Origin of the sequence: Cryobacterium sp. MP_3.1 (assembly GCF_035984795.1) — a bacterium.
GTDB classification, from domain to species: Bacteria; Actinomycetota; Actinomycetes; order Actinomycetales; family Microbacteriaceae; genus Cryobacterium; species Cryobacterium zongtaii.
Map to the genome: position 1 here is coordinate 16,443 of NZ_JAXCHV010000005.1, position 21,274 is coordinate 37,716.

At 68.8% G+C, this 21,274-nt stretch carries 20 protein-coding genes; 2 read left to right on the forward strand and 18 right to left on the reverse strand.

All coding sequences use genetic code 11. From position 1 onward, the window contains the following. Positions 1-33: 33 nt before the first annotated feature. The 8 genes from RCH12_RS04840 to infC all read right to left on the reverse strand — a co-directional run bounded on the left by RCH12_RS04840 (position 34) and on the right by infC (position 5,564). Positions 34-918 carry an amino acid ABC transporter permease gene (locus RCH12_RS04840; RefSeq protein WP_103429555.1) on the reverse strand — a complete coding sequence of 295 codons (885 nt, stop codon included), beginning with the start codon at positions 916-918 and terminating at the stop codon, positions 34-36. Then, entirely contained in the window at positions 915-1,562 is a 648-nt protein-coding gene (locus tag RCH12_RS04845) for an amino acid ABC transporter permease (RefSeq protein WP_103429554.1), read from the reverse strand. The genes RCH12_RS04840 and RCH12_RS04845 overlap by 4 nt, the downstream gene beginning before the upstream one ends. Before the next feature lie 109 nt (positions 1,563-1,671). Further along, positions 1,672-2,544 (reverse strand): glutamate ABC transporter substrate-binding protein, encoded by an 873-nt coding sequence (locus tag RCH12_RS04850; RefSeq protein WP_103429553.1) that lies wholly within the window; start codon positions 2,542-2,544, stop codon positions 1,672-1,674. Positions 2,545-2,580: 36 nt separating this feature from the next. Beyond that, the gene (locus tag RCH12_RS04855; protein ID WP_103429552.1) at positions 2,581-3,369 is read right to left on the reverse strand and encodes an amino acid ABC transporter ATP-binding protein; all 789 of its coding nucleotides are present in this window, start codon (positions 3,367-3,369) and stop codon (positions 2,581-2,583) included. Positions 3,370-3,470: 101 nt separating this feature from the next. Beyond that, complete coding sequence (locus tag RCH12_RS04860; protein WP_103429551.1) at positions 3,471-4,271, reverse strand: TrmH family RNA methyltransferase; 801 nt, start codon at positions 4,269-4,271, stop codon at positions 3,471-3,473. Between the two features lie 107 nt (positions 4,272-4,378). Continuing rightward, on the reverse strand, positions 4,379-4,765 hold the full coding sequence (gene rplT, locus RCH12_RS04865) for a 50S ribosomal protein L20 (protein ID WP_088455742.1): 387 nt from the start codon (positions 4,763-4,765) through the stop codon (positions 4,379-4,381). A gap of 27 nt (positions 4,766-4,792) precedes the next feature. Next, positions 4,793-4,987: a 50S ribosomal protein L35 gene (gene rpmI, locus RCH12_RS04870; protein ID WP_066594389.1), complete on the reverse strand. Its 195-nt coding sequence runs from the start codon at positions 4,985-4,987 to the stop codon at positions 4,793-4,795. Next, positions 4,980-5,564, reverse strand: a complete 585-nt coding sequence (gene infC / locus RCH12_RS04875; RefSeq protein WP_084020755.1) for a translation initiation factor IF-3 — start codon at positions 5,562-5,564, stop codon at positions 4,980-4,982. Before infC ends, rpmI begins: the two co-directional genes overlap by 8 nt. A gap of 294 nt (positions 5,565-5,858) precedes the next feature. Here infC and RCH12_RS04880 point away from each other — a divergent pair, with 294 nt between their 5' ends. Further along, positions 5,859-6,209: a DUF1844 domain-containing protein gene (locus RCH12_RS04880; protein ID WP_103429550.1), complete on the forward strand. Its 351-nt coding sequence runs from the start codon at positions 5,859-5,861 to the stop codon at positions 6,207-6,209. A gap of 82 nt (positions 6,210-6,291) precedes the next feature. Here RCH12_RS04880 and RCH12_RS04885 read toward each other — a convergent pair whose 3' ends face one another. The 8 genes from RCH12_RS04885 to RCH12_RS04920 all read right to left on the reverse strand — a co-directional run bounded on the left by RCH12_RS04885 (position 6,292) and on the right by RCH12_RS04920 (position 16,669). After that, on the reverse strand, positions 6,292-7,161 hold the full coding sequence (locus RCH12_RS04885; RefSeq protein WP_327016206.1) for a DNA-formamidopyrimidine glycosylase family protein: 870 nt from the start codon (positions 7,159-7,161) through the stop codon (positions 6,292-6,294). Further along, positions 7,154-12,055 (reverse strand): Lhr family ATP-dependent helicase, encoded by a 4,902-nt coding sequence (locus tag RCH12_RS04890; protein ID WP_327016207.1) that lies wholly within the window; start codon positions 12,053-12,055, stop codon positions 7,154-7,156. Before RCH12_RS04890 ends, RCH12_RS04885 begins: the two co-directional genes overlap by 8 nt. Positions 12,056-12,223: 168 nt before the next feature. Beyond that, the gene (locus RCH12_RS04895; RefSeq protein ID WP_103429547.1) at positions 12,224-13,078 is read right to left on the reverse strand and encodes an SseB family protein; all 855 of its coding nucleotides are present in this window, start codon (positions 13,076-13,078) and stop codon (positions 12,224-12,226) included. Next, entirely contained in the window at positions 13,062-13,808 is a 747-nt protein-coding gene (gene priA, locus RCH12_RS04900) for a bifunctional 1-(5-phosphoribosyl)-5-((5-phosphoribosylamino)methylideneamino)imidazole-4-carboxamide isomerase/phosphoribosylanthranilate isomerase PriA (protein ID WP_088455737.1), read from the reverse strand. Before priA ends, RCH12_RS04895 begins: the two co-directional genes overlap by 17 nt. Positions 13,809-13,871: 63 nt before the next feature. Then, positions 13,872-14,504 (reverse strand): imidazole glycerol phosphate synthase subunit HisH, encoded by a 633-nt coding sequence (hisH, locus tag RCH12_RS04905; protein WP_088455736.1) that lies wholly within the window; start codon positions 14,502-14,504, stop codon positions 13,872-13,874. Continuing rightward, positions 14,501-15,118: an imidazoleglycerol-phosphate dehydratase HisB gene (hisB, locus tag RCH12_RS04910; protein ID WP_088455735.1), complete on the reverse strand. Its 618-nt coding sequence runs from the start codon at positions 15,116-15,118 to the stop codon at positions 14,501-14,503. Before hisB ends, hisH begins: the two co-directional genes overlap by 4 nt. 9 nt (positions 15,119-15,127) lie before the next feature. Then, on the reverse strand, positions 15,128-16,213 hold the full coding sequence (locus RCH12_RS04915) for a histidinol-phosphate transaminase (protein WP_327016208.1): 1,086 nt from the start codon (positions 16,211-16,213) through the stop codon (positions 15,128-15,130). A 93-nt stretch (positions 16,214-16,306) separates the two neighbouring features. Further along, positions 16,307-16,669 carry a LysM peptidoglycan-binding domain-containing protein gene (locus RCH12_RS04920; RefSeq protein WP_103429545.1) on the reverse strand — a complete coding sequence of 121 codons (363 nt, stop codon included), beginning with the start codon at positions 16,667-16,669 and terminating at the stop codon, positions 16,307-16,309. A 393-nt stretch (positions 16,670-17,062) separates the two neighbouring features. Here RCH12_RS04920 and lexA point away from each other — a divergent pair, with 393 nt between their 5' ends. Then, complete coding sequence (lexA, locus tag RCH12_RS04925) at positions 17,063-17,686, forward strand: transcriptional repressor LexA (protein ID WP_240632483.1); 624 nt, start codon at positions 17,063-17,065, stop codon at positions 17,684-17,686. Positions 17,687-17,773: 87 nt separating this feature from the next. On the opposite strand, the gene metE is transcribed toward lexA, so the two are convergent. Next, positions 17,774-20,095, reverse strand: a complete 2,322-nt coding sequence (gene metE, locus RCH12_RS04930) for a 5-methyltetrahydropteroyltriglutamate--homocysteine S-methyltransferase (RefSeq protein ID WP_327016209.1) — start codon at positions 20,093-20,095, stop codon at positions 17,774-17,776. Continuing rightward, complete coding sequence (locus tag RCH12_RS04935; protein WP_327016210.1) at positions 20,095-21,156, reverse strand: methylenetetrahydrofolate reductase; 1,062 nt, start codon at positions 21,154-21,156, stop codon at positions 20,095-20,097. The genes metE and RCH12_RS04935 overlap by 1 nt, the downstream gene beginning before the upstream one ends. Positions 21,157-21,274 lie beyond the last annotated feature (118 nt).

A 21,274-nucleotide genomic window follows, 5' to 3' on the forward strand; every position in this document is an offset into this window, starting at 1 on the left:
CGGCACGAACTGCGGCGGCCGGGACCTGTCGTCTTAGAAGCCGCCGCCTACGCCGGCGGCGTTCGGCATGGGCTCAGGAGCTGGGTCGACGAGCTTGCCTGCCTTGGGTCCCGAACGTCGGGCGATCACCCGCGCCAGCCAGGACAGCGACAGGTTCATCGCCAGGTAGATGGCCAGCACGATGAGGAAGAACGAGAACTGGTACCGCTGGCCGAAGAAGTTGGTCATCGTGTAAAGGCCGCTTCGCAGGAGTTCCTCGTAGCCGACGATGAACGCCAGCGAGGTGTCCTTGAGCAGCACCACGAGCTGCGCGATGATGATCGGCAGCATCTGCCGGAACGCCTGCGGGAATTCGATGCGGAACCGGGTGGCGATGGGCGTCAGGCCGATCGCGAGACCGGCCTCCCGCTGGCCACGCGGAAGCGAATTGATGCCCGCTCGCAGCGCCTCGCCGATGATCGCGCCGTTGTAGACGGACAGCGCCGCCACACCGGCCCAGAACGACCCGGTGGAGAACACCAGCAGGATGAAGAGCATCATCAGCAGCACGGGCATGCCGCGCACGAACTCCAGGACGATTGTCGTCGGCACCCGGATGGCGGCGTGGTCGGCCGAACGAAGGAACGAGAACAGCACGCCCAGGATCAGCGCGAAGAACGCGGCGACACCGGCCATGGTGAGGGTCGCCAGTGCGCCACGCCCGAGGGTGCGCCACACCTCGACGTCGAGCAGGGCGTCCCAGCGGGTCGGGTCCCACATGCCGGGCTGGATGGCGCCGTTGGCGCTGGGCTTGGGGGCGCCGAGGGCCAGGATCAGCCAGGTGAGACCGGCGAGGATGATGATCACGCCGACGACGGAGATGACCCGGGAGCGGGCACGGGCCTTGGGGCCGGGTGCGTCGTAGAGTACTGAGCTCATCGGAGCACCGCCACTTTCTTTTCCACCCTGGCGGCAATCTGCCCGAGTGTGACCGTGATGATCAGATAGAAGAACGCGACCGCCAGCAGGATCGCGATGACCTCGTCGCCGCGATCGTTGACGACCTGGCGGGACGCCTGGAAGAGCTCGAAGACGAAGAAGGCGCCGGCGACCGAGGTGTTCTTGGTGAGGGCGATGAAGACGTTGATCAGCGGCGGGATCACCATCCGCACGGCCTGCGGCATGATCACGAAGCTGAGCGATTGGCCGAAGGTGAGTCCGACGCTGCGGGCGGCTTCGGCCTGGCCGACGGGCACGCCGTTGATGCCGGAGCGCAGTGCCTCGGCGACGAACGGCGAGGTGTAGACGGTGAGACCGATCAGCGCCAGCAGGAAGTAGCCCGGCGAGAACTGCAGGTACGGCAGGATGTACGCGCAGAAGAACAGCACGAGGGTGAGCGGCGTGTTGCGGACCAGCTCGGTGTAGACGGTCGCGAACGCCCGGAATGACGCGATGGGCGAGATGCGCAGGGCGGCAACGATGACTCCGAGCACGAGTGCGCCGATGCCGGAGAAGACCAGCAACCCGAGCGTGTTCTTGAAGCCTTCCAGAAAGACCGGCAGGTTTTCGATGACTGCGTCCAAGACTCACCTCCTCTGTGTTTGTCGAGGCCTTGGGGCCTCATGGTAATTCGAGCGAAAACTGCCGATCGGGGCGGCCGGTGCGGCCACCCCGATCGGTTGTGCGGTGCTGCTAGTAGCGGTCGACCGCCGGCGGTTCCGGCGTCTCGAGCACGGAGCCCGCGGTGGCCTCCCAGGCTGCGGCCCAGGAACCGTCCTCGTAGGCCTCTTCGAGGACATCGTTGATGAAGTTGCGGAACTCGGTGTCGTCCTTGGCCAGGCCGATGCCGTAGGGCTCGGCGGTGAACGGGTTGCCGACGACCTCGAACTCACCGGCGTTCTGGTCGGCGAGGCCGGCCAGGATCACGTTGTCGGTGGTGACAGCGTCGACTTCACCGCTGCGCAGCGGGCCGAGGCAGTTCGAGTAGGTGTCGGTGGCGATGATGTTGGTCGTGTACGCGGCGATGTTCTTCTCCGACGTGGAGCCGCTCACGGTGCAGACCTTCTTGTCGGCCAGGTCGTCGGGACCTTCGATCCCGGCCTCGTTGCCCGCCAGCACCAGCAGGTCCTGTCCGGCTTCGTAGTACGGGCCGGCGAAGGAGACAACTTCCTTGCGCGCGTCGTTGATCGTGTAGGTCGCGACGACCAGGTCGACCTGTCCGTTCTGGATGAACGGTTCGCGGTTGGCGGAGACAGTCTCAGTCCAGGTGATGTCCGACGCCTCAATGCCGAGCTTGGACGCGATGAGCTTGCCGATTTCGACGTCGAAGCCGACCGGGTTGCCATCCGGGCCCTTGAGGCCGAACAGCGGCTGGTCGAACTTGGTGCCGATGGTGATCGCACCGGCTTCGTTCAGGGCGGCCATTGTGGTGCCCTCCTCGAACGTGACATCTTCCTCAACCGGTGCGGCCGACGGCGTGCTGGCGCCGGAGTCGGTGCAGCCGCTCAGCGCGAACGCTCCGACCAGGGCGATGGCAGAGATCATTAGACCCTTGTTGCGTCTCATGGTTTCCTCCTGTGTGCTGTGTGTCTCGCCGACCGATTAGTGGGCAAGTATTTTGGAGAGGAAGTCTTTCGCTCTCGTGCTCTGGGGGTTGGTGAAGAACTTCTCCGGGGTGGTTTCCTCGACGATGTCGCCCTCGGCCATGAAGATGACCCGGTCGGCCGCCTTGCGGGCGAAGCCCATCTCGTGCGTGACGACGATCATGGTCATGCCCTCGTTGGCGAGGTCGACCATGACCTCGAGGACCTCGTTGATCATCTCGGGGTCGAGCGCGCTGGTGGGCTCGTCGAGCAGGATCAGCTTGGGGTCCATGGCCAGGGCGCGGGCGATGGCCACCCGCTGCTGCTGGCCGCCGGACAGCTGGGACGGCATCTTCTTGGCCTGGTTGGCCACGCCGACACGTTCCAGAAGCGCCATGGCCTTCTTCTCGGCGTCGGCCTTGCTCATGCCGCGAACCTTGATCGGGCCGAGGGTGACGTTCTCGAGCACGGTCTTGTGTGCGAACAGGTTGAACGCCTGGAACACCATGCCTACGTCGGCGCGTAGCTGCGCGAGGGCCTTGCCCTCGTTCGGCAGTTCCTTGCCGTCGATGGTGATCGTGCCGTTGTCGATCGTTTCGAGGCGGTTGATCGCCCGGCAGAGGGTGGACTTGCCCGACCCGCTGGGGCCGATGACCACGACCACCTCGCCCCGGTTGACCGTGGCGTTGATGTTTTTCAGAACGTGCAGTTCCCCGTAGTTCTTGTTGACGTCCGTGATCACGACCAGGGGTTCCCCCCGGCGTACGGTGATATTGGACGTCGCCGGTGATGCGTCTGTTGGCTCCATACCCCCCAACTTATGCCCGGGTAGGCCCGACAGACCACCTTTAGCGCGGCATTGGCCCGGTCGGTAACCCAAACGTAATAGACGCCCGACCGGGAAAGATGCTAGGCGCGGTGCGAGAAAGCGCTCTCGTACAGGCAGACAGAGGCGGCCGTGGCGAGGTTCATCGATTCGGCGTGGCCGTAGATGGGAACGCTGATCGAGCGGTCCGCCATGGCCAGGTCTTCCTCGGTGAGACCGCGGGCCTCGTTGCCGAACAACCAGGCGGTGGGCTCGGAAAGGAGGCCGCTGTTGCGGGCCTCGAGCAGGTCTTCACCCTTGATGTCGGCGGCGAGGATCTGCATACCGGCGAACTTAGCCCGCTCACGCACATCGGTGAGAGTGACGCCAACGGCGACGGGCAGGTGGAAGATCGACCCGGTGGAGGAGCGCACCACCTTGGGGTTGTACAGGTCAACGCTGCGGCCGGTGAAGATCACGGCGTCGGCGCCCGCCGCATCCGCTGCCCGGATGATGGTGCCGGCGTTGCCGGGGTCGCGCACCTCTTCGAGAATGGCGATGAGCTTGGGCTCGTTGGCGAAGATCTTCTTGATCGAGGTGGGGAACTGGTGGCACACCGCGATGAAGCCCTGCGGGGTGACGGTGTCGGCCATCGTCTCGAGCACCTGTTCGGTGACGAATTCAACGTCCACGCCGGCGGCGACCGCGGCATCGCCGATCTCGGTGTACCGCTCGAGGGCAGTGGGAGTGGCGTACAGCTCCACGACGAGTTCGGGGCGGAAGGTGAGGGCTTCGGAGACGGCCTGCGGACCCTCGAGGAGGAACAGTCCCGTCTCGGAGCGGGCGGCTCGGTTCGCAAGTTTCGCGACGGCACGCACGCGAGGAGATCGGGGGTTATCTAGCATGCACTCAGTTTAGGTGCCGTGCACCCCGGCCATCTAATGCGCCGCCGGGTACGCAAAACGGGAGCGACCATCAGTGATGGTCGCTCCCGTGAAACAAGCAGGTGTGACTACTTGGCAACCTTGGCTGCGGAGGTGTCAGCGGGCAGTGCTGCCTTGGCGCTCTCAACGATGGCCGCGAAGGTGGCGGGCTCGGTGACGGCGAGGTCGGCGAGGATGCGACGGTCAACCTGGATGCCGGCCAGGGCGAGGCCCTGGATGAGGCGGTTGTAGGTCAGGCCGTTTGCACGCGACGCAGCGTTGATGCGCTGGATCCACAGGCGACGGAAGTCACCCTTGCGTGCACGACGGTCACGGTAGCTGTAGACGAGGGAGTGAGTGACCTGCTCCTTGGCCTTGCGGTACAGGCGTGAACGCTGACCGCGGTAACCCTGGGCGCGCTCAAGGATTACGCGACGCTTCTTGTGGGCGTTGACGGCCCTCTTTACTCTTGCCATTTTCTAATTCCTTTAGGGGTACGGGGCCTAGTGGCCGAGAAGCTTCTTGATGGCCTTGACGTCGGCCTTGGCGAGAACCTGGTCCTGGTTCAGGCGGGACTTGCGCTGCGTGCTCTTGACCTCGAGGTTGTGGCGAAGTCCGGCCTGCTGCTTCATGATCTTGCCGGAGCCAGTGACCTTGAAACGCTTCTTTGTCCCAGAGTGGGTCTTCTGCTTAGGCATTCTTTTCCTCCTGTTTGGCTGCTTTATCAGCAGCTCTATGTGCATTGGCCTCTGCCTTGGCCTCTGATTTGTTCTTCAGCGGGCCAATCACCATGACCATGTTTCGACCGTCGATGGTCGGGCTCGATTCCACAGAACCGAATTCCGCGACATCCTCGGCAAATCTCTGAAGCAGACGTACACCCTGATCGGGACGGGACTGTTCACGGCCACGGAACAGAATCATGGCCTTGACCTTGTCGCCGGCCTTCAGGAAGCCTTCGGCGCGCTTGCGCTTGGTCTCGTAGTCGTGCTTATCAATCTTGAGACGGAAACGAACCTCTTTGAGGATCGTGTTCGCCTGGTTGCGCCGGGCTTCTTTCGCCTTCTGCGCAGCTTCGTACTTGAACTTGCCGTAATCCATGATCTTCGCGACCGGCGGCTTGGACGTGGGGGCTACTTCGACCAGATCGAGGTCAGCCTCCTGTGCCAGGCGCAGGGCGACATCAATCGCCACGACCCCAACCTGTTCGCCGTTGGGACCAACGAGACGGACTTCGGGGACGCGGATACGGTCATTTGTACGGGGATCGCTGATGCGTCTCTCCTCTACTCAAGCATCGTGGCTACAGCCTGACAACGGATGTCGTCCGGAGACGAAGAGGAGACAATCGCGCGCGCAATTCCTGGGATCTGGAACATTTCCTTGTTCCGTCACTCATCAACCGCGTACGGCACCCTATCTACCGTGCAAGCTGGAAACCAGCGAGCGACGGCGGAGTGCAAACTACCCGGTAACCTTTATGAAGCGGTCAAGCGCGGGTGGGAGATTATCCACTTTCGTACCGAGACTTTCATCTCGGAGCCCGGGTAAGCATAGCAGAGGAAACCAGTGAGCGACAATTACGATCAGGACCAGTCCGGCCAGGCCACGAGAGACATCGCGGATGTGGCGGCGGTGGAGATCATCACGACCGCGGCGGTGCACCTGATGAGCGCCTCGGCGGTCAAGGTGGGCCTTGCCGACGACCCCGACACGCAGATCGACCTGGATGAGGCGCGCAAGTTGATCACGGCCCTCGCCGGCCTGATCACGGCATCCGCCCCCGATATCTCAGACATGCACGCGCGGAGCCTGCGCGACGGGCTGCGGTCGTTGCAGCTGGCGTTCCGCGAGGCGTCGAGCATCCCGGACCCGATCGGCCAGGGCCCCGGCGAGAAGTTCACCGGCCCGGTCAATTAGCACCCTCCCCCGCAACTGTTGCCGAATCGGACATGTGCGTCCGGTGCGCCGGGCACAATTGTCCGGACGGGCAACAGTTACCTCAGGTTTGGCAGCGCGGGCACCAGTAGGTGACCCGCTGTTCGAGTTCGCTGCGGCCCAGCCGGCCACTACGGATGCTCGTGCCGCAGCGCCGGCACGGCTGCCGTTCGCGCCCGTAGACGAAGGTGCGCGCGCCCCGGCGCAGGTTGCCGGTGGTGGTGCGCTCCGAACGGTCCCGGTTGGCCGTGATCAGCCGGTGCGCCAGCGCGACCAGGCCGTCGACATCGGTGACCTCAGCGATCGGCCGGGTGGGCAGCAGCCCGCGCAGGAAACACAGTTCGTTGACGTACACATTGCCGAGCCCGGCGAGGTTGCGCTGGTCGCCCAGGGCGACCGCCACCGGCCGGTCCCCCGCCGCACTGCCTTCGGCAGCGCTGTCCCCGGCTGCGCTGTCCCCGGCAGCGCTGTCCCCGGCAGTGCTGTCTCCGGCTCCGCTGTCTCCGGCTGCGCGGAGCCGGCGCACGGCCTCCGCCGCGTCCCAGTTCGGGCCGAGCAGGTCGGGACCGAGATAGCCGAGGTGCTGCTCGTCCTCCGCGGTGGGAAACAGCTCGAGGGTGCCCAGCTCGAATCCCACGGCCACCCAGTCCGCGGTCTCCAGCACGATGCGGGCCTGGAATGCGGGCCGCTGCCATTTGGTGCCGTGCCGGTAGAGGTGCCAGGTGCCCTCCATCTTCAGGTGCGAGTGGATGCTGGTCTCCCCCACGTGCGCCACCAGGTGTTTGCCGCGGCTGATGACCTCGTGCACGGTCTGGCCGGTCAGGTCGACGGTGGCGAAGGCGGGTACCCGGATGTCGCAGCGCGTGAGGGTGGCGCCATGGAGGGCGTCGTCGAGGCTGCGGGCGCTGCGGTAGACGGTGTCACCCTCAGGCACTGAGCCTCAGCCCCCTCGGCGTCTCGGTGAAGCCGGCGGCGCGCAACGCGTCGCCCACCGTGGTGCCGAGCACAAACTCGGCATTGACGGTTTCCACGGCGAGCTTGGGCACCCGGCCGGCGGTGACGGTGGCGGCCAGCGACCGGGTTGCGGCGAGCACGGTCTCGGATGCTGCCGGTCGTGCGGTGCCCGCTGGGACCGGTGCCGCGCGGGAGGCCGGTGCCGTCGCCGGAGCCGAACGCGGCGTCGCGGCGGGTGCGGGTGCGTCTTCTGCTGCACCCGCACCGGTCTCGCCGGCGTCTCCGTCAGCGGCGGCGGTCGGATCGAACACCAGCATCGACTTGCCGCCGCGCTCCACGTAGAGCACCAGGTGCCCGTCGACGAGTACCACCAGGCCGCCGGCCTTCCGGCCGGGCCGGTGACCGGTGCCCTCGGGCAGGGCCGGCCAGGGCAGCACGGCGCCGTACGGGTTGGCCGGGTCGGTGGCGGCGAGGGTGACCGCGGCGGATACCGACCTGTCGCCGCGTTCGGCGCGTTCCCGCTGGTCGACGTAGCCGCGCATCCGGTCGATGGTGCCGGCGGTGGCGAATTGGGAGGCGCCGAGGCCCTCCACGAAGTAGCCCCGGCGGCAGCGGCCCATCTCCTCGAAGCCGCTGAGGGTCTTGTAGACCAGGGCGAAGCCGCCCAGCACGTTCTCGCCCATCACGGCGCCGCGGGTGACCACGCCGTAGCGTTCGAGCATGGTCTCGCCCAGCGCGTGTGCGCGGCGGGTGGCCGAGGTGTCGGCGACGGGCACGATCGACCAGCGGCCGGAGACAGTGGGCGGGCCCTGCCGGCTGGGCAGGCTGGGACGGGGCAGGGCGCGGCCGCGGTGCAGCCGGGCGCGCGGTGCGGCCCGGCGGGTGGAGTGCGCGGTCTTGCCGCCGGAGACCAGCGAGCGGACCGGGGCGAAGGTGTCGTTGCTCACCAGGCCGGACCAGACCAGGTCCCACAGCGCGTCGACGAGGGCGCCGTCGTCCTGGCTGCCGACGGAATCGGCCAGCTGCCGGAAGAAGTAGCCACCGCCACCGCCCAGCGTGGCGAGGATCTCCCGCTGCAGCGGCGTGGTGTCCAGCTCGGTGGGCACCGGCAGGGTGAGCGGGGCGGTGTCGGCCAGATGCAGGCTCACCCAACCGTCGTTGCCGGCGAGCGTTCCGGCGCCGGCCCAGAGCACCTCGCCGGCGTTGGTGAGTTCGTCGAGCATGCCCGGGTTGTAGTCGCTCACCCGGGCGGGCAGGATCAGGGTCTCCCAGGCGGAGGCCGGGATGCGGGCGCCCTCGAGCTGTTCGATCACGGAGACCACACCGTCGACGCCCCGCAACTTGCCGCCCACATGCTGCCAGGCCGGCAGGAATCGGCCGAGGGTGGCCTGGTCGACAGGCTCCACCTCGTGTCGGAGCGCGGCGAGCGAGCGTCGGCGCAGGCGCCGCAGCACCTCGGCGTCGCACCATTCGCTGCCGCTGCCGTGCGGGCGGAACTCGCCCTCGACGATCCTGCGGGCATCCGCCAGCCGGCGCAGGGCGCCCACGGCGATGGCGGTGCCGAACCCGAATCTGGCGGCGACATCGGCGGTGGTGAACGGGCCGTGGGTGCGGGCGTACCGGCTGACCAGGTCGCCGAGCGGGTCTTTCACACTTTCGGTGAAGGCCTCGGGGATGCCCGGTGCCAGCGGAACGCCGAGGGCGTCGCGCAGCCGGCCGGCGTCCTCGATCACCGCCCAGCGCTCCTCGCCGGCGATGCCCACCCTGAGGGCGCGGCGGGCGGCGGTGAGCGCATCCAGGTGTGCACGCGCCTCGGCCTCGCCGGCGGCGGGCGGGGCGGAGGCGTCGGCGCCGTCGGACTCCGACTCACCGACCGCCTCCGCCGGCTCGCCCTGTTCGACCACGCCGGTCACGGCTTGCAGGCGGGCGGCGACCTCGGCCACGGTGAGCGGGCCGAGCCCGCGGAGCAGGTCGGCCACTCCCTCCAGGCCCTTGGCCCGGCGGTCGGGGGCCAGGCGCTGCAGTTCCGCGTCGGTCCGGTCGATCACGACGGGGTCGAGCAGCTCCCGCAGTTCCACCCGGCCGAGCAGTTCGGCGAGCAGGCCGGAGTCGATCGAGAGGGCGGTGGCCCGGCGTTCGGCCAGTGGCGAGTCGCCCTCGTACATGAACGCGGCGACGTAACCGAAGAGCAGGGCGTTGGCGAACGGGCTGGCCGAGTCGGTGCTGGTCTCCACCAGGCGGATTGCGCGGCTGGCCACCTGCTTGGCCAGGGCCACGAGGGCGGGCAGGTCGTAGACATCCTGCAGGCATTCGCGGATGGTTTCGAGGATGATCGGGAACGACGGGTATTCGCGCGCCACGTCGAGCAGTTGGGCGGCCTTCTGGCGTTGCTGCCAGAGCGGTGAGCGGCTGCCCGGCCGGTACCGGGGCAGCAGCAGCGCCCGGGCGGCGCACTCCCGGAACCTGGAGGCGAACAGGGCGGAGCCGCCGACCTCGTCGGTGACCAGTTGCTCGAGTTCGTCGGGGTCGAAGACGAAGAGGTCGGCGCCGGGCGGTTCGGCCTCGGTGTCGGGGATGCGCACGACGATGCCGTCGTCGCTGGCGACGCAGGCGCCGTCGATGCCGAAGCGTTCCCGCACCCGTGCGCCGACGGCCAGGGCCCAGGGGGCGTGCACGGTGAGGCCGAACGGTGAGTGCAGGATGACCCGCCAGTCGCCGAGCTCATCGCGGAAGCGCTCGACGACCAGGGTCTGGTCGGTGGGCAGGTAGCGGGTGGCTGCACGCTGCTCGTCGAGGAAGACCAGCAGGTTGGTGACCGCCCGTTCGTCCAGGCCGACGGCCAGGCAGCGGGCTCGGGCCTTCGCTGGCGTGAGCGCGGACACCTCGCGGAGGAACGCGCCGATGGCCGCGCCGAGCTCGGCGGGCCGGCCCAGACCGTCGCCCTTCCAGAACGGCAGCCGGCCCGGTTCGCCGAACGCGGGCAGCACGAGCACCCTGTCGTGGGTGATCTCCTGGATGCGCCAACTCGTGGCGCCGAGCGCGAAGACGTCACCGACGCGGGACTCGTAGACCATCTCCTCGTCGAGCTCGCCGACCCGGCGGCCGGTGGGCTGGTCACCGCCGACCATGAAGACACCGAACAGGCCACGGTCGGGGATGGTGCCGCCGCTGGTGACGGCCAGGCGCTGGGCGCCGGGCCGGCCGGTGAGCAGGCCGCTGTCGCGGTCCCAGATGATCCGTGGGCGCAGTTCGGCGAACTGATCGGACGGGTAGCGTCCGGCGAGCAGGTCGAGGGTGGCCTCGTAGGCCGAGCGGGGCAGGGTGGCGAACGGGGCGCTGCGCCGTACGGCGTCGAACCACTCCTCGGCGTCGATGGGTTCGAGTGCCACGGCGGCGATGGTCTGCTGGGCGAGGATGTCGAGGGGGTTCGCGGGCACCTGCAGCGACTCGATCATGCCCGACACCATCCGCTCGGCGGCGACGGTGGCGTGGATGAGGTCGGCCCGGTGCTTGGGGAAGATGATGCCCCTGGACACCTCGCCGACCTGGTGGCCGGCCCGGCCCACGCGCTGCAGGCCGCTGGCCACCGACGGCGGCGATTCCACCTGCACCACCAGGTCGACCTCACCCATGTCGATGCCGAGTTCCAGGCTCGAGGTGGCGACCACGCAACGCAGCCGGCCGGACTTGAGGTCGTCCTCGATCATGGCCCGCTGTTCCTTGCTGACCGAGCCGTGGTGGGCGCGGGCGAGGAGCAGCTCGGCACCTTCGGTCTGGCCGCTGCCGCCCATCAGCTCGGCGGGCGGCCGCGGCGGCGCTGCGGCGGTGGCCGTTCGGGCAGCGGATGCTGCGCCGGCCTGGGCACCGGCCGCTCCCCCGGCATCCGGGCCGCCCGCGAGCACCAGCTCAGCCTCCTCGGCCGCGGCGAGCCGCTCAGTGTAGATCTCGTTGAACCGGGCGGTGAGCCGTTCGGCGAGGCGGCGGGAGTTGGCGAACACGATCGACGAGGAGTGCGCGAGCACGGCGTCCACGATGGCTTCTTCCACGTGCGGCCAGATCGACCCGGTCTGCGGGGCCGCGGCGGAGGTGGCGCCCTCCGACGCGGGCACGGCGCCGAGCTGGGTCATGTCGTCCACGGGCACCACGACGCGCAGGTCGAACCGCTTCTCGTTCTTGGGCGCCACGATCTCCACGGGCGCTTGACCGCCGAGGAACCGGGCCACCTCCGACGCCGGCCGCACCGTGGCAGACAGGCCGATCCGCTGCGCGGGGGTGGCCAGCAGCGCGTCGAGGCGTTCGAGGGACACGGCGAGGTGGGCGCCACGCTTACTGGCCGCGACGGCGTGGATCTCGTCGATGATGACGGTGTCGACGCCGCGCAGGGACTCGCGGGCGGCGGACGTGAGCATCAGGAAGAGCGATTCGGGGGTGGTGATGAGGATCTCTGGCGGTGTCTTCACGAGCGCCCGGCGGTCCGCGGCGGGGGTGTCGCCGCTGCGCACGCCCACGGTCACGCGCACCGGCGCCAGGCCCAGCCGTTCGGCCGCCTGGCCGATGCCCACCAGCGGGGCACGCAGGTTGCGTTCCACGTCGACGCCGAGAGCCTTCAGCGGCGAGATGTACAGCACCCGGGTGCCGGTGGGCGCGGCGGCCTCACCCTGTGTAGCCGGTGTCGTGGAGGTCGAGTACAGCTTGTCGAGGGCCCAGAGGAACGCGGCCAGGGTCTTGCCCGACCCGGTGGGGGCGACGACGAGGGTGTGCGATCCGCGGGAGATGGCGTCCCAGGCGCCGAGCTGGGCCTCGGTGGGCGCATCGAACGCGCCGGAGAACCACGTGCGGGTGGCCGGTGAGAGGCGCTGGAGGATCTCCGTCATCTACCCATCCTTGCCGATACCCCCGACATCGGCCCGGAAGCCGCTCTTATCTGTTGCCGATGCGGACATCTGCGCCCGGTGCGCCGGGCGCACATGTCCGCTTGGGCAACAGTTGTTTCTGCGGGCGACGGATGGGCCGGGGGGGGGGCGGGCGGCAGGCGTGGAGGGTCAGGCCGAGGCGACGAGCTGCACCCGCAGGGAGTCCACCCCGGTTGCGATCACGTCGTTGGCCGCCCAGCGCGCCGCGAGGCGGGCCAGGGTCGCGTCCAGCACGGCACGGTTGAGCCCGTCGACGAGTTCGAGGCGCACGAGCAGTTCGGGCCCCGCCAGCCGGGACTGCGGGTCGCCGGCGGTCAGGCTCACGGAGAGCACGGACAGCTCGGTCGCGATGGACTCCTCGAACGCCACGGCGACGGAGCGGCTGGCGTAGCTGGGGGTCCACGGCCCGCTCTGGGCGATCGCCCAGAGCGCCGGCCGACGCACCGCGAACTCGGTGTCGGCGGTGGGGTCGAGCACCACGAGGTCGGTGCTTTCCTGGGCCGCCGCCAGCGCCACCCGCACGGCGTCGGCGGGCACCGGGCGCGCCTGGGCGTTCCACCGGTGCATGGCCGCGGCCGAGGAGAACACCGGGAGCACCGCGCGGCCGTCCGGGCCGGCCACGGTGATGATCGACAGTTCCTGGGTCTTGTCCACCCGCAGCCCGTGCGGGCCGGCGGCTCCGTCGGAAGCGGTGCCGGCCTCATCCGCGCCGAGGGCGGTGACCAGAGGGATCAGCAGGCGCGCCGAACGGAAGGCGTCGACGACGTCCTCCTCGCCGGTCTCGCGGGCCTGGAAGCGGCGGAGCGCGCGCAGCAGGGCGGGCGGCGCGAGGCCGTCGTCGTCGGCGAACGCGGTGTCGTCCAGGGACCGGTTCGCCCAGGGCTGGCCGGCCGAATCCGCGGACGTGTCGCCGGCAGCCCCACCGGCAGAGCCGCCGGCGGGGTCAGGCCGACCGGTCGAGCCGAGGTTACGCGCCGGAGACATCCAGCGCCTCGGCGAGGGTGAAGGCGCCCGCGTAGAGGGCCTTGCCCACGATCGCGCCTTCCAGGCCGAGCGGTACCAGTTCGCGCAGCGCGGCGATGTCGTCGAGGCTGGAGATACCGCCGGAGGCGATCACGGGGCGGTGGGTGCGTTCCATTACTTCGCGCAACAGTTCGATGTTCGGTCCCTTGAGGGTGCCGTCCTTGGTGACGTCGGTGACGACGTAGCGGGTGCAGCGGGCCTCTTCGAGGCGCTCCAGCACCTGCCACAGGTCACCGCCGTCCTTGGTCCAACCGCGGGCGGCCAGGGTGGTGCCGCGCACATCCAGTCCCACCGCGATGGCGTCGCCGTACTGGGCGATCACGCTGGCGGCCCACTCGGGGTTCTCCAGTGCGGCGGTGCCCAGGTTGATGCGCTTGACGCCGGTGTTCAGCGCCGCTTCGAGCGACTTGTCGTCGCGGATGCCGCCGGAGAGCTCCACGTTCACGCCGCGGAGCTGCTTGATGACCTTCTTGAGCACAGCGGTGTTGTTACCGCGCCCGAATGCGGCGTCGAGGTCGACGAGGTGGATCCACTCCGCGCCCTGGTTCGCCCAGTCGAGGGCGGCATCCATCGGGTCGCCGTAGTTGGTCTCGGTACCGGCCTCACCCTGGGTGAGACGGACGGCCTTGCCGTCGGCGACGTCGACGGCAGGCAGGAGGACCAGCTTCGGGGTCTTGTTGAACTCGCTCATGATGTGCTGTGGTGACCTTTTCGTGTTGGTGCGGCCGCGATGGAGCGACCGACGGGGGAATGTCTAGTCGCGGAGCGTGCCGAGCCAGTTCTTCAGCAGCCGGATGCCCGCGTCGCCGCTCTTCTCGGGGTGGAACTGGGTGGCCGACAGCGGACCGTTCTCCACGGCGGCGAGGAACGGCGCGCCGTGCTCGGCCCAGGTGAGGCGGGGAACCGGGAACGGCGGCATCACGTCGAGGCTCCATTCCTGGGCGGCATAAGAGTGCACGAAGTAGAACCGTTCCTCTTCCAGCCCGCGGAACAACACGGTGTCCGGGTCGGGCGTGACGGTGTTCCAGCCCATGTGCGGCAGTACCGGTGCCGGCAGGGCGGTGACGGTTCCCGGCCACTCGCCGAGGCCCGCGGTGTCGATGCCGCGCTCGACGCCGTGTTCGAACATGACCTGCATGCCCACGCAGATGCCCATCACCGGCCGCCCGCCGGAGAGGCGCTTGTCGATGATGTCGCCGCCGTGGGCGTCGTTCAGCGCCGCCATCACGGCGCTGAACGCGCCGACGCCGGGGACCAGGAGTCCGTCGGCCTCGAGCGCGAGCTTGCGGTCGCCGGTGAGGGTGACGTCGGCACCGGCGAGTTCGAGCGCCTTGACGGCCGAGTGCACATTGCCCGTGCCGTAGTCCAGGACGACGACCGAGGTCACAGTGCGCCCTTGGTGGACGGGATGCCGGAGACCAGCGGGTCGTAGGCCTTGGCCTGGCGGAAGGCGCGGGCGAAGGCCTTGAACTCGGCCTCGGCGATGTGGTGGGGGTCGCGGCCGCCGAGGACGGTGACGTGCACCGTCAACGCGGCGTTGAAGGAGATGGCCTCGAAAACGTGCCGCACCATCGAGCCGGTGAAGTGCCCGCCGATGAGGTGGAATTCGAATCCGGCGGGCTCGCCGGTGTGCACGAGGTACGGCCGACCAGAGATGTCCACCACGGCCTGCACGAGGGCTTCGTCCAGCGGCACCAGGGCGTCACCGTAGCGGGAGATGCCGGCCTTGTCACCGAGGGCCTGCTTGATGGCCTGGCCCAGGACGATGCCGATGTCCTCGACGGTGTGGTGCACATCGATCTCGATGTCGCCCTTGGCGTGCACGGTGAGATCGGTCAGCGAGTGCTTCGCGAACGCCGTGAGCAGGTGGTCGTAAAACGGCACGCTGGTGTGGATGTCGCTCACCCCGGTGCCGTCGAGGTTGATCGAGAGGTCGATGCTCGATTCGCTCGTTTCGCGCTGCAGGTGGGCACGGCGAGGCGAGGGCGTGACGTTGCTCATGGCGTTAGTTTATTCGGCTATCGGGCGGAGCCGTGCGATGGCGGCCAGGAACGCGCCCGTCTCGGCTTCGGTGCCGGCCGAGACCCGGAGGTGGCCGGGGATACCGACGTCGCGGATCAGGATGCCTTCGGCCAGGAGTGCCTCGAAGATCGCGTGCGGGTCGGCGACCCCGCCGAACAACACGAAGTTGCTTCCGCTGCGCAGGGGGCTGAAGCCGAGATTTGTCAGTTCGGTCACCAGGCGATCGCGTTGCACCCGGATGTCGTCGACCATGGCGAGCATCTCACCGGTGTGGGCGAGCGCGGCCACCGCCGCCGCCTGGGTGAGAGCGGAGAGGTGATACGGCAGCCGGACCAGGCGGAGCGCATCCGTGACCGCCGGGTCGGCGGCCAGGTAACCCAGCCGCACGCCGGCGAAGGCGAAGGCCTTGCTCATGGTCCGTGACACGAGCAGGCGCTCCCGGCCGGGCAGCAGGGTGAGCGCACTGTCGGTGCCGTCCGGCGCGAACTCGGCGTAGGCCTCGTCGACGACAACGATGCCGGGGGTCGCGTCGTAGACGGCCGCGATGGTCTCCAGCGACAACGGGGTGCCGGTCGGGTTGTTCGGTGAGCAGAGGAAGACGATGTCGGGCGAGGTCTCCTCCACCCAACGGGCGGCGGTCTCGGGCGAGAGTTCGTAGTCGGCGTCACGGCCGCCGGGGATCCAGCGGGTATCGGTGCCGGAGGCGAGGATCGAATACATCGAGTAGGTCGGCGCGAAGCCGAGCAGCGACCGGCCCGGTCCGCCGAAGGCCTGCAGAACCTGCTGCAGAACCTCGTTGGAACCGTTGGCGGCCCAGATGTTGTCGCGGGTGAGACCGTGGCCGAGGTAGCCGGCGAGGGCGTCGCGCAGCTGGCTGAATTCCCGGTCGGGGTATCGGTTGACGGTGAGAATGGCCTCGGCCAGGGCCTCCGCGATGTCGGCGGCGACCGCGGGCGGGATCGGGTGCGTGTTCTCGTTGACGTTCAACGCCACCGGCACGTGCAGCTGGGGTGCTCCGTAGGGGATTTGTCCGCGGAGGTTGGCACGCAGGGGCAGGTCGTTGAGGCTGGTCACCCGAACAAGCTTAGTTGCGCCCGCGGCCGAGCTCTCTTGTCCGAGGCGGGAGGGGCGATCGGCTCCGGGCTGATCGGCTCCGGGCTGAGCGGCTCAGTACTCGGCGGGAAGGGCGAGGCGCTGGCCGGGCTGCACGGCCTCGGAGGACAGCTGGTTGAGGTTGACGATGTCGATGATCACGTCGCGCGGGTCTTGTCCGGGGGCGACAGACTCGGCCAGCTGCCAGAGCGACTGGCCGGCCTCAATGGTGACGTAGTCGAACGCGGCCGCGCCGACACCCGCGCTGCCCTCTGCCGCGGCCATGCCGCCGTTGACGGCGATGCCGATGACGCCGAGTACCAGGGGCACTGCGGCGAGGGCCGTGAAAACGGCCCGCCCGCGGCGGGTCAGCCGCAGGTGTGTGGTGGGCGGGGTGGCCGGGCTGTGGTTGTCCGGTGCTGCAAATGCTGCGCTCATGTCAAACCTCCTGGTAACGCATCTGGCCCTCGGCCGGGAGGGCCAGATGCGAATCTATGTTCCGAATATATCTTCGAGTGTTCGAACAATCAACCCTGTTTCCGGATATTATGGAGACAGATTCCGCAACACACTCGAATGCATGTCTACGAACCGCTGCTCTGTGGCTACAGTTTCGATCGGGTAGCTGTACTCAAACAGACACCACCGACATTGCTGCCTGAGCCCGAGAAGTCTGAGCCCGACGAGCACCAGCCCGGCGAGCACGAGCCCCACCAGCACCAGCCCGAACCGACTAACCAGAGGAGCGTCAACGTGGCACAACAGAGCACACCTCGGGACAAGGGCGGCACGCGACGCCGCAAGAGCCTGAGCGACAAACAGCGCGCGGTGATGGACGTCATCCAGCGTTCGGTGCGCGACCGCGGTTACCCGCCGAGCATGCGCGAGATCGGCGACGCCGTTGGTCTGTCCTCGTTGTCGAGCGTGACCCACCAGCTGCACCAGCTCGAGCTGAGCGGGTACCTGCGTCGCGACCCGCACCGGCCGCGAGCACTCGAGGTGCTCATCGAGCTGCCTCAGTCCTCCGAGGAGGTCACGCCCGGCGCCGCCGACGACTATCAGTCCGGCATCCAGGTAGGTGATGCGGCGATGGTGCCGCTCGTCGGCCGCATCGCCGCCGGTATCCCGATCATGGCCGACCAGCAGATCGACGAGATCTTCCCGCTCCCCCGGCAACTGGTGGGCAAGGGCGAGCTGTTCATGCTCAAGGTCGTCGGTGATTCGATGATCGACGCCGCAATCTGTGATGGCGACTGGGTGGTCATCCGCCAGCAGAAGACCGCGGAGAACGGCGAGATCGTCGCCGCCATGCTCGACGGCGAAGCCACCGTGAAGGTGCTGCGACAGCGCGACGGCCACACCTGGCTGCTCCCCCGCAACACCAACTTCGAGCCGATCCTGGGCGACTTCGCCGAGGTCCTCGGCAAGGTCGTCGCGGTGTTGCGTTCGGTCTAGATCCGCACCGCTCCAGGCACGCAACAGGCCCGACCCCGCGAGGGGTCGGGCCTTCGTGTTGTGCCGGCGAAGTCAGAGCGAGCGAGGTCAGGCCAGCGTCGCCCGAACCGCGCGGGTGGCGTCGACGATGTTGCGCAGAGACTCCACGGTCTCCGCATAGCCGCGGGTCTTCAGTCCGCAGTCCGGGTTCACCCAGACCTGGCGAGCGGGGATCGATTGCAGGGCCCGCTCGAGAAGTTCGGTGATCTCGGCCACACCGGGCACCCGCGGCGAGTGGATGTCGTAGACGCCCGGGCCGATGCCGTGGTCGAAGCCACTGGTCTGCAGGTCGGCCACGACCTCCATCTTCGAGCGGGCGGCTTCGATACTGGTCACGTCGGCGTCCAGGTTGCGAATCGCGTCGATGACGACCCCGAACTCCGAGTAGCAGAGGTGGGTGTGGATCTGGGTCTGGTCGGCGACCCCCGCGGTGGCGAGCCTGAACGACCCGACCGACCAATCCAGGTAGTCGGCGTGGTCCTTCTTCTTCAGGGGCAGCAGTTCGCGCAGCGCGGGCTCGTCGACCTGCACCACCCGGATACCGGCCGCCTCGAGGTCACCGATCTCGTCGCGCAACGCGAGCGCCACCTGCCGGGCGGTCTCCCCCAGCGGCTGGTCGTCGCGCACGAACGACCAGGCCAGGATGGTGACCGGTCCGGTGAGCATCCCCTTGACCGGCTTCTCGGTGAGGGTCTGGGTGTAGCTGGACCACTCCACGGTGATGGGCGCGGGCCGGGATACGTCACCCCACAGGATCGACGGTCGGGTGCACCGGCTGCCGTAGGACTGCACCCAGCCGTTCTCGGTGACGGTGAAGCCATCGAGGTTCTCGGCGAAGTACTGCACCATGTCGTTGCGCTCGGGTTCACCGTGCACGAGAACGTCGAGGCCGAGGTCTTCCTGCAGCTGCACGACCCGGCCGATCTCGGCGCGCATGAGCTCCTGGTAGTCGGCGGATGCGAGTTCGCCCGAGACCAGGCGGGCGCGAGCGCGGCGGATATCACTCGTCTGCGGGAACGAGCCGATGGTCGTGGTCGGCAGCGGGGGCAGGTCGAGCACGGCATCCTGAGCGGCCAGGCGGGCCTCGTAGTCGCCGCGGCTGAAGTCGGCCGGGGTGAGGGTGTCGAGGCGGGCGCGTACGGCGCCGTCACGCACGCCGGGCGAGACCCGGCGCGCCTCCAGCGACGCGGTGGCCGCGTCGAGATCGGCCTGCACGGCAGCCTGCCCCTCGGAGAGGCCGCGGGCGAGGGTGGCGACCTGACCGATCTTCTGGTCGGCGAACGCCAGCCAGCCGGTGAGGTCGGCGCCGAGCTTGGTCTCGTCGGTGACGTCGTGCGGCAGGTGCAGCAGCGAGGTGGAGCTGGAGACCGCGACCCGGTCGCTCAGCGCGCCCAGCTGGGCCACCTTGTCGAATGCCGCCGCGAGGTCGCCCCGCCAGATGTTGTGACCGTCGATCACGCCGGCCACGAGGGTGGTGTCGGCCAGGCCGGGCACGTCGGCGGGCACGGTGCCGCGCACGAGGTCCAGGCCGATGGCCTCGACAGGGGTCTTGGCCAGAACGGGTAGGGCGTCGTCGAGGCTGCCGTAGGGCGCGGCCACGAACAGTCCGGGCCGACTGTCGAGGCCGCCGAGGGTGTCGTAGGCCCGGGCGAGGGCGGCGAGGGCACGGTCGCGCGGGATGTCGATGCTCTCGCTGACGAGGGCCGGTTCGTCCAGCTGTACCCACTCCGCACCCGCGGCGGCGAGGCGCTCGATGAGGGTGGCGTAGACCGGCAGCAGGTCGTCGAGGCGATCGAGCGGGTGAAAGCCGGCCGGGGCCGTTTCGCTCGGCTTGGCCAGGAGCAGGAAGGTGACCGGACCGACGATGACGGGTCGGGTGAGGAAGCCGGCGGCGACAGCCTCGTCGAACTCCCGCACGATGCGGTCGCTGGCGAGGTGGAAGTTCGTCTCCGGGCCGATTTCCGGCACCAGGTAGTGGTAATTGGAGTCGAACCACTTGGTCATTTCGAGCGGCAGGTTCTCGCCGGCGCCGCGGGCCAGGGTGAAATAGCCGGCGAGGTCGAGGTGTCCGTCGGCGTCGACGAGACCGGCGAAGCGGGTGGGGATGGCGCCGACGGTCACCGCCGCATCCAGCACCTGGTCATAGAAGGAGAAGCTCTCCGGAATCGAGGAGTCGCTGCGGCCGAGGCCGAGGCCCACGAGCCGCTCCCGGGTGGTGTTGCGCAGGCCTGCCGCGGTCGCTTCGAGTTGAGCGGCGTCGATCCGGCCGGCCCAGAAGGCTTCGACGGCCTTCTTCAGTTCGCGGCGGCGGCCGATCCGCGGGTAGCCGAGGATCGTTCCGGTGGGGAATGCGGGGACGGTGATGGTCATCAGTAATGGTCCTTCGTGGAGTGGATTCCGGCACGGGTGTCGGCAGGGCTGGTCGAGGGATGGGTCGGAGGCGGGGTGTGAGCGGAGACGACCGGTTGTGCCGGTGCGAGCGCGCCGGCGCGGTCGAGCACGGCGAGCACGGTCTCGTGCTGGTTGAAGGCGTAAAGGTGCAGGCCGGGAGCCCCGCCGGCGATGAGCTTCTCGGCGAGGGCGGCGGCGTGGCTGATGCCGATCTCGCGCTGGCCCTCCAGGGTGGGTTCCACCTCGAGCTGGATCGAGAGTTCGGCGGGCAGTTCCTCCCCGGAGAGCTCGAGGATGCGCCGCAGCCGGCCGGGGCTGGTGACGGGCATGATGCCGGGCAGAATCGGAAACTCCACTCCGGCTTCCCTGGCTCGCTGGATGAAGCTGAGGTAGTGGTCGGCGTGGAAGAAGAGTTGGGTGATGGCGAGGTTGGCGCCCGCCGCCTGCTTGGCCAGCAGGGTGTCGATGTCCTGCGCGGTGGATCGTGAGCGCGGGTGCCCGTTGGGGAACGCGGCCACGGCGATGCGCACGTGCTCACGTTCGGTCTTCACGGCGCGGGCGCGAGGGAGTCCGGGGATGGGGGTCTCCTGGTACGGCACTCGCTCGGCCTGCACCCGATGGATCAGCTGCACCAGCTCGCCGGCGCTGTGCAGGTCGCCGAGGAAGGCGTCGTTCTCGGTCAGGCCCTCGGGCGGGTCACCGCGGAGGGCGAGGAAGCTGCTCACGCCGGCATCGAGGAACTCGCGGATCAGGCTGCTCGCCTCGGCGTGCGAGGAACCGACGCAGGTGAGGTGCGCCATCGGGTCCACGGTGGTGGCCCGGCGGATGTAGCGCAATACGTCCAGGGACGAGGTGCGGGAGGAGCCGCTGGCGCCGTAGGTCACCGAGATGAACCTGGGACGGGAGGCAGCCAGGGCGTCGATGGTGGTGTGCAGGGCCGTCGTCGCGGCATCCGTCTTGGGCGGGTACAGCTCAAACGAGAACGGGATGCTCGACCGACAGTCGGGGTCCGCCGGCGGGGTCGTGGGGGTCGCTGTCATGGTTCCTCATTCGGCACGGTGGGTTCAGTTCGAAGGGCCTGGCGGCCGCGGACCGCCACGGATACCGGGCGGCTGCTCGCGGGCGGGTGCCGGGCTCGGCTGTCGCTCCATGCCGGGC

Coding starts and splice junctions, on each gene's coding strand:
- RCH12_RS04850 (WP_103429553.1), bottom strand. CDS start 2,544: ATGAGACGCAACAAGGGTCTAATGATCTCTGCCATCGCCCTGGTCGGA.
- hisB (WP_088455735.1), bottom strand. CDS start 15,118: ATGAGCAACGTCACGCCCTCGCCTCGCCGTGCCCACCTGCAGCGCGAA.
- RCH12_RS04895 (WP_103429547.1), bottom strand. CDS start 13,078: ATGTCTCCGGCGCGTAACCTCGGCTCGACCGGTCGGCCTGACCCCGCC.
- lexA (WP_240632483.1), top strand. CDS start 17,063: ATGGACGTCATCCAGCGTTCGGTGCGCGACCGCGGTTACCCGCCGAGC.
- RCH12_RS04840 (WP_103429555.1), bottom strand. CDS start 918: ATGAGCTCAGTACTCTACGACGCACCCGGCCCCAAGGCCCGTGCCCGC.
- metE (WP_327016209.1), bottom strand. CDS start 20,095: ATGACCATCACCGTCCCCGCATTCCCCACCGGAACGATCCTCGGCTAC.
- priA (WP_088455737.1), bottom strand. CDS start 13,808: ATGAGCGAGTTCAACAAGACCCCGAAGCTGGTCCTCCTGCCTGCCGTC.
- RCH12_RS04890 (WP_327016207.1), bottom strand. CDS start 12,055: ATGACGGAGATCCTCCAGCGCCTCTCACCGGCCACCCGCACGTGGTTC.
- RCH12_RS04860 (WP_103429551.1), bottom strand. CDS start 4,271: ATGCTAGATAACCCCCGATCTCCTCGCGTGCGTGCCGTCGCGAAACTT.
- RCH12_RS04855 (WP_103429552.1), bottom strand. CDS start 3,369: ATGGAGCCAACAGACGCATCACCGGCGACGTCCAATATCACCGTACGC.
- RCH12_RS04920 (WP_103429545.1), bottom strand. CDS start 16,669: ATGAGCGCAGCATTTGCAGCACCGGACAACCACAGCCCGGCCACCCCG.
- RCH12_RS04935 (WP_327016210.1), bottom strand. CDS start 21,156: ATGACAGCGACCCCCACGACCCCGCCGGCGGACCCCGACTGTCGGTCG.
- rpmI (WP_066594389.1), bottom strand. CDS start 4,987: ATGCCTAAGCAGAAGACCCACTCTGGGACAAAGAAGCGTTTCAAGGTC.
- rplT (WP_088455742.1), bottom strand. CDS start 4,765: ATGGCAAGAGTAAAGAGGGCCGTCAACGCCCACAAGAAGCGTCGCGTA.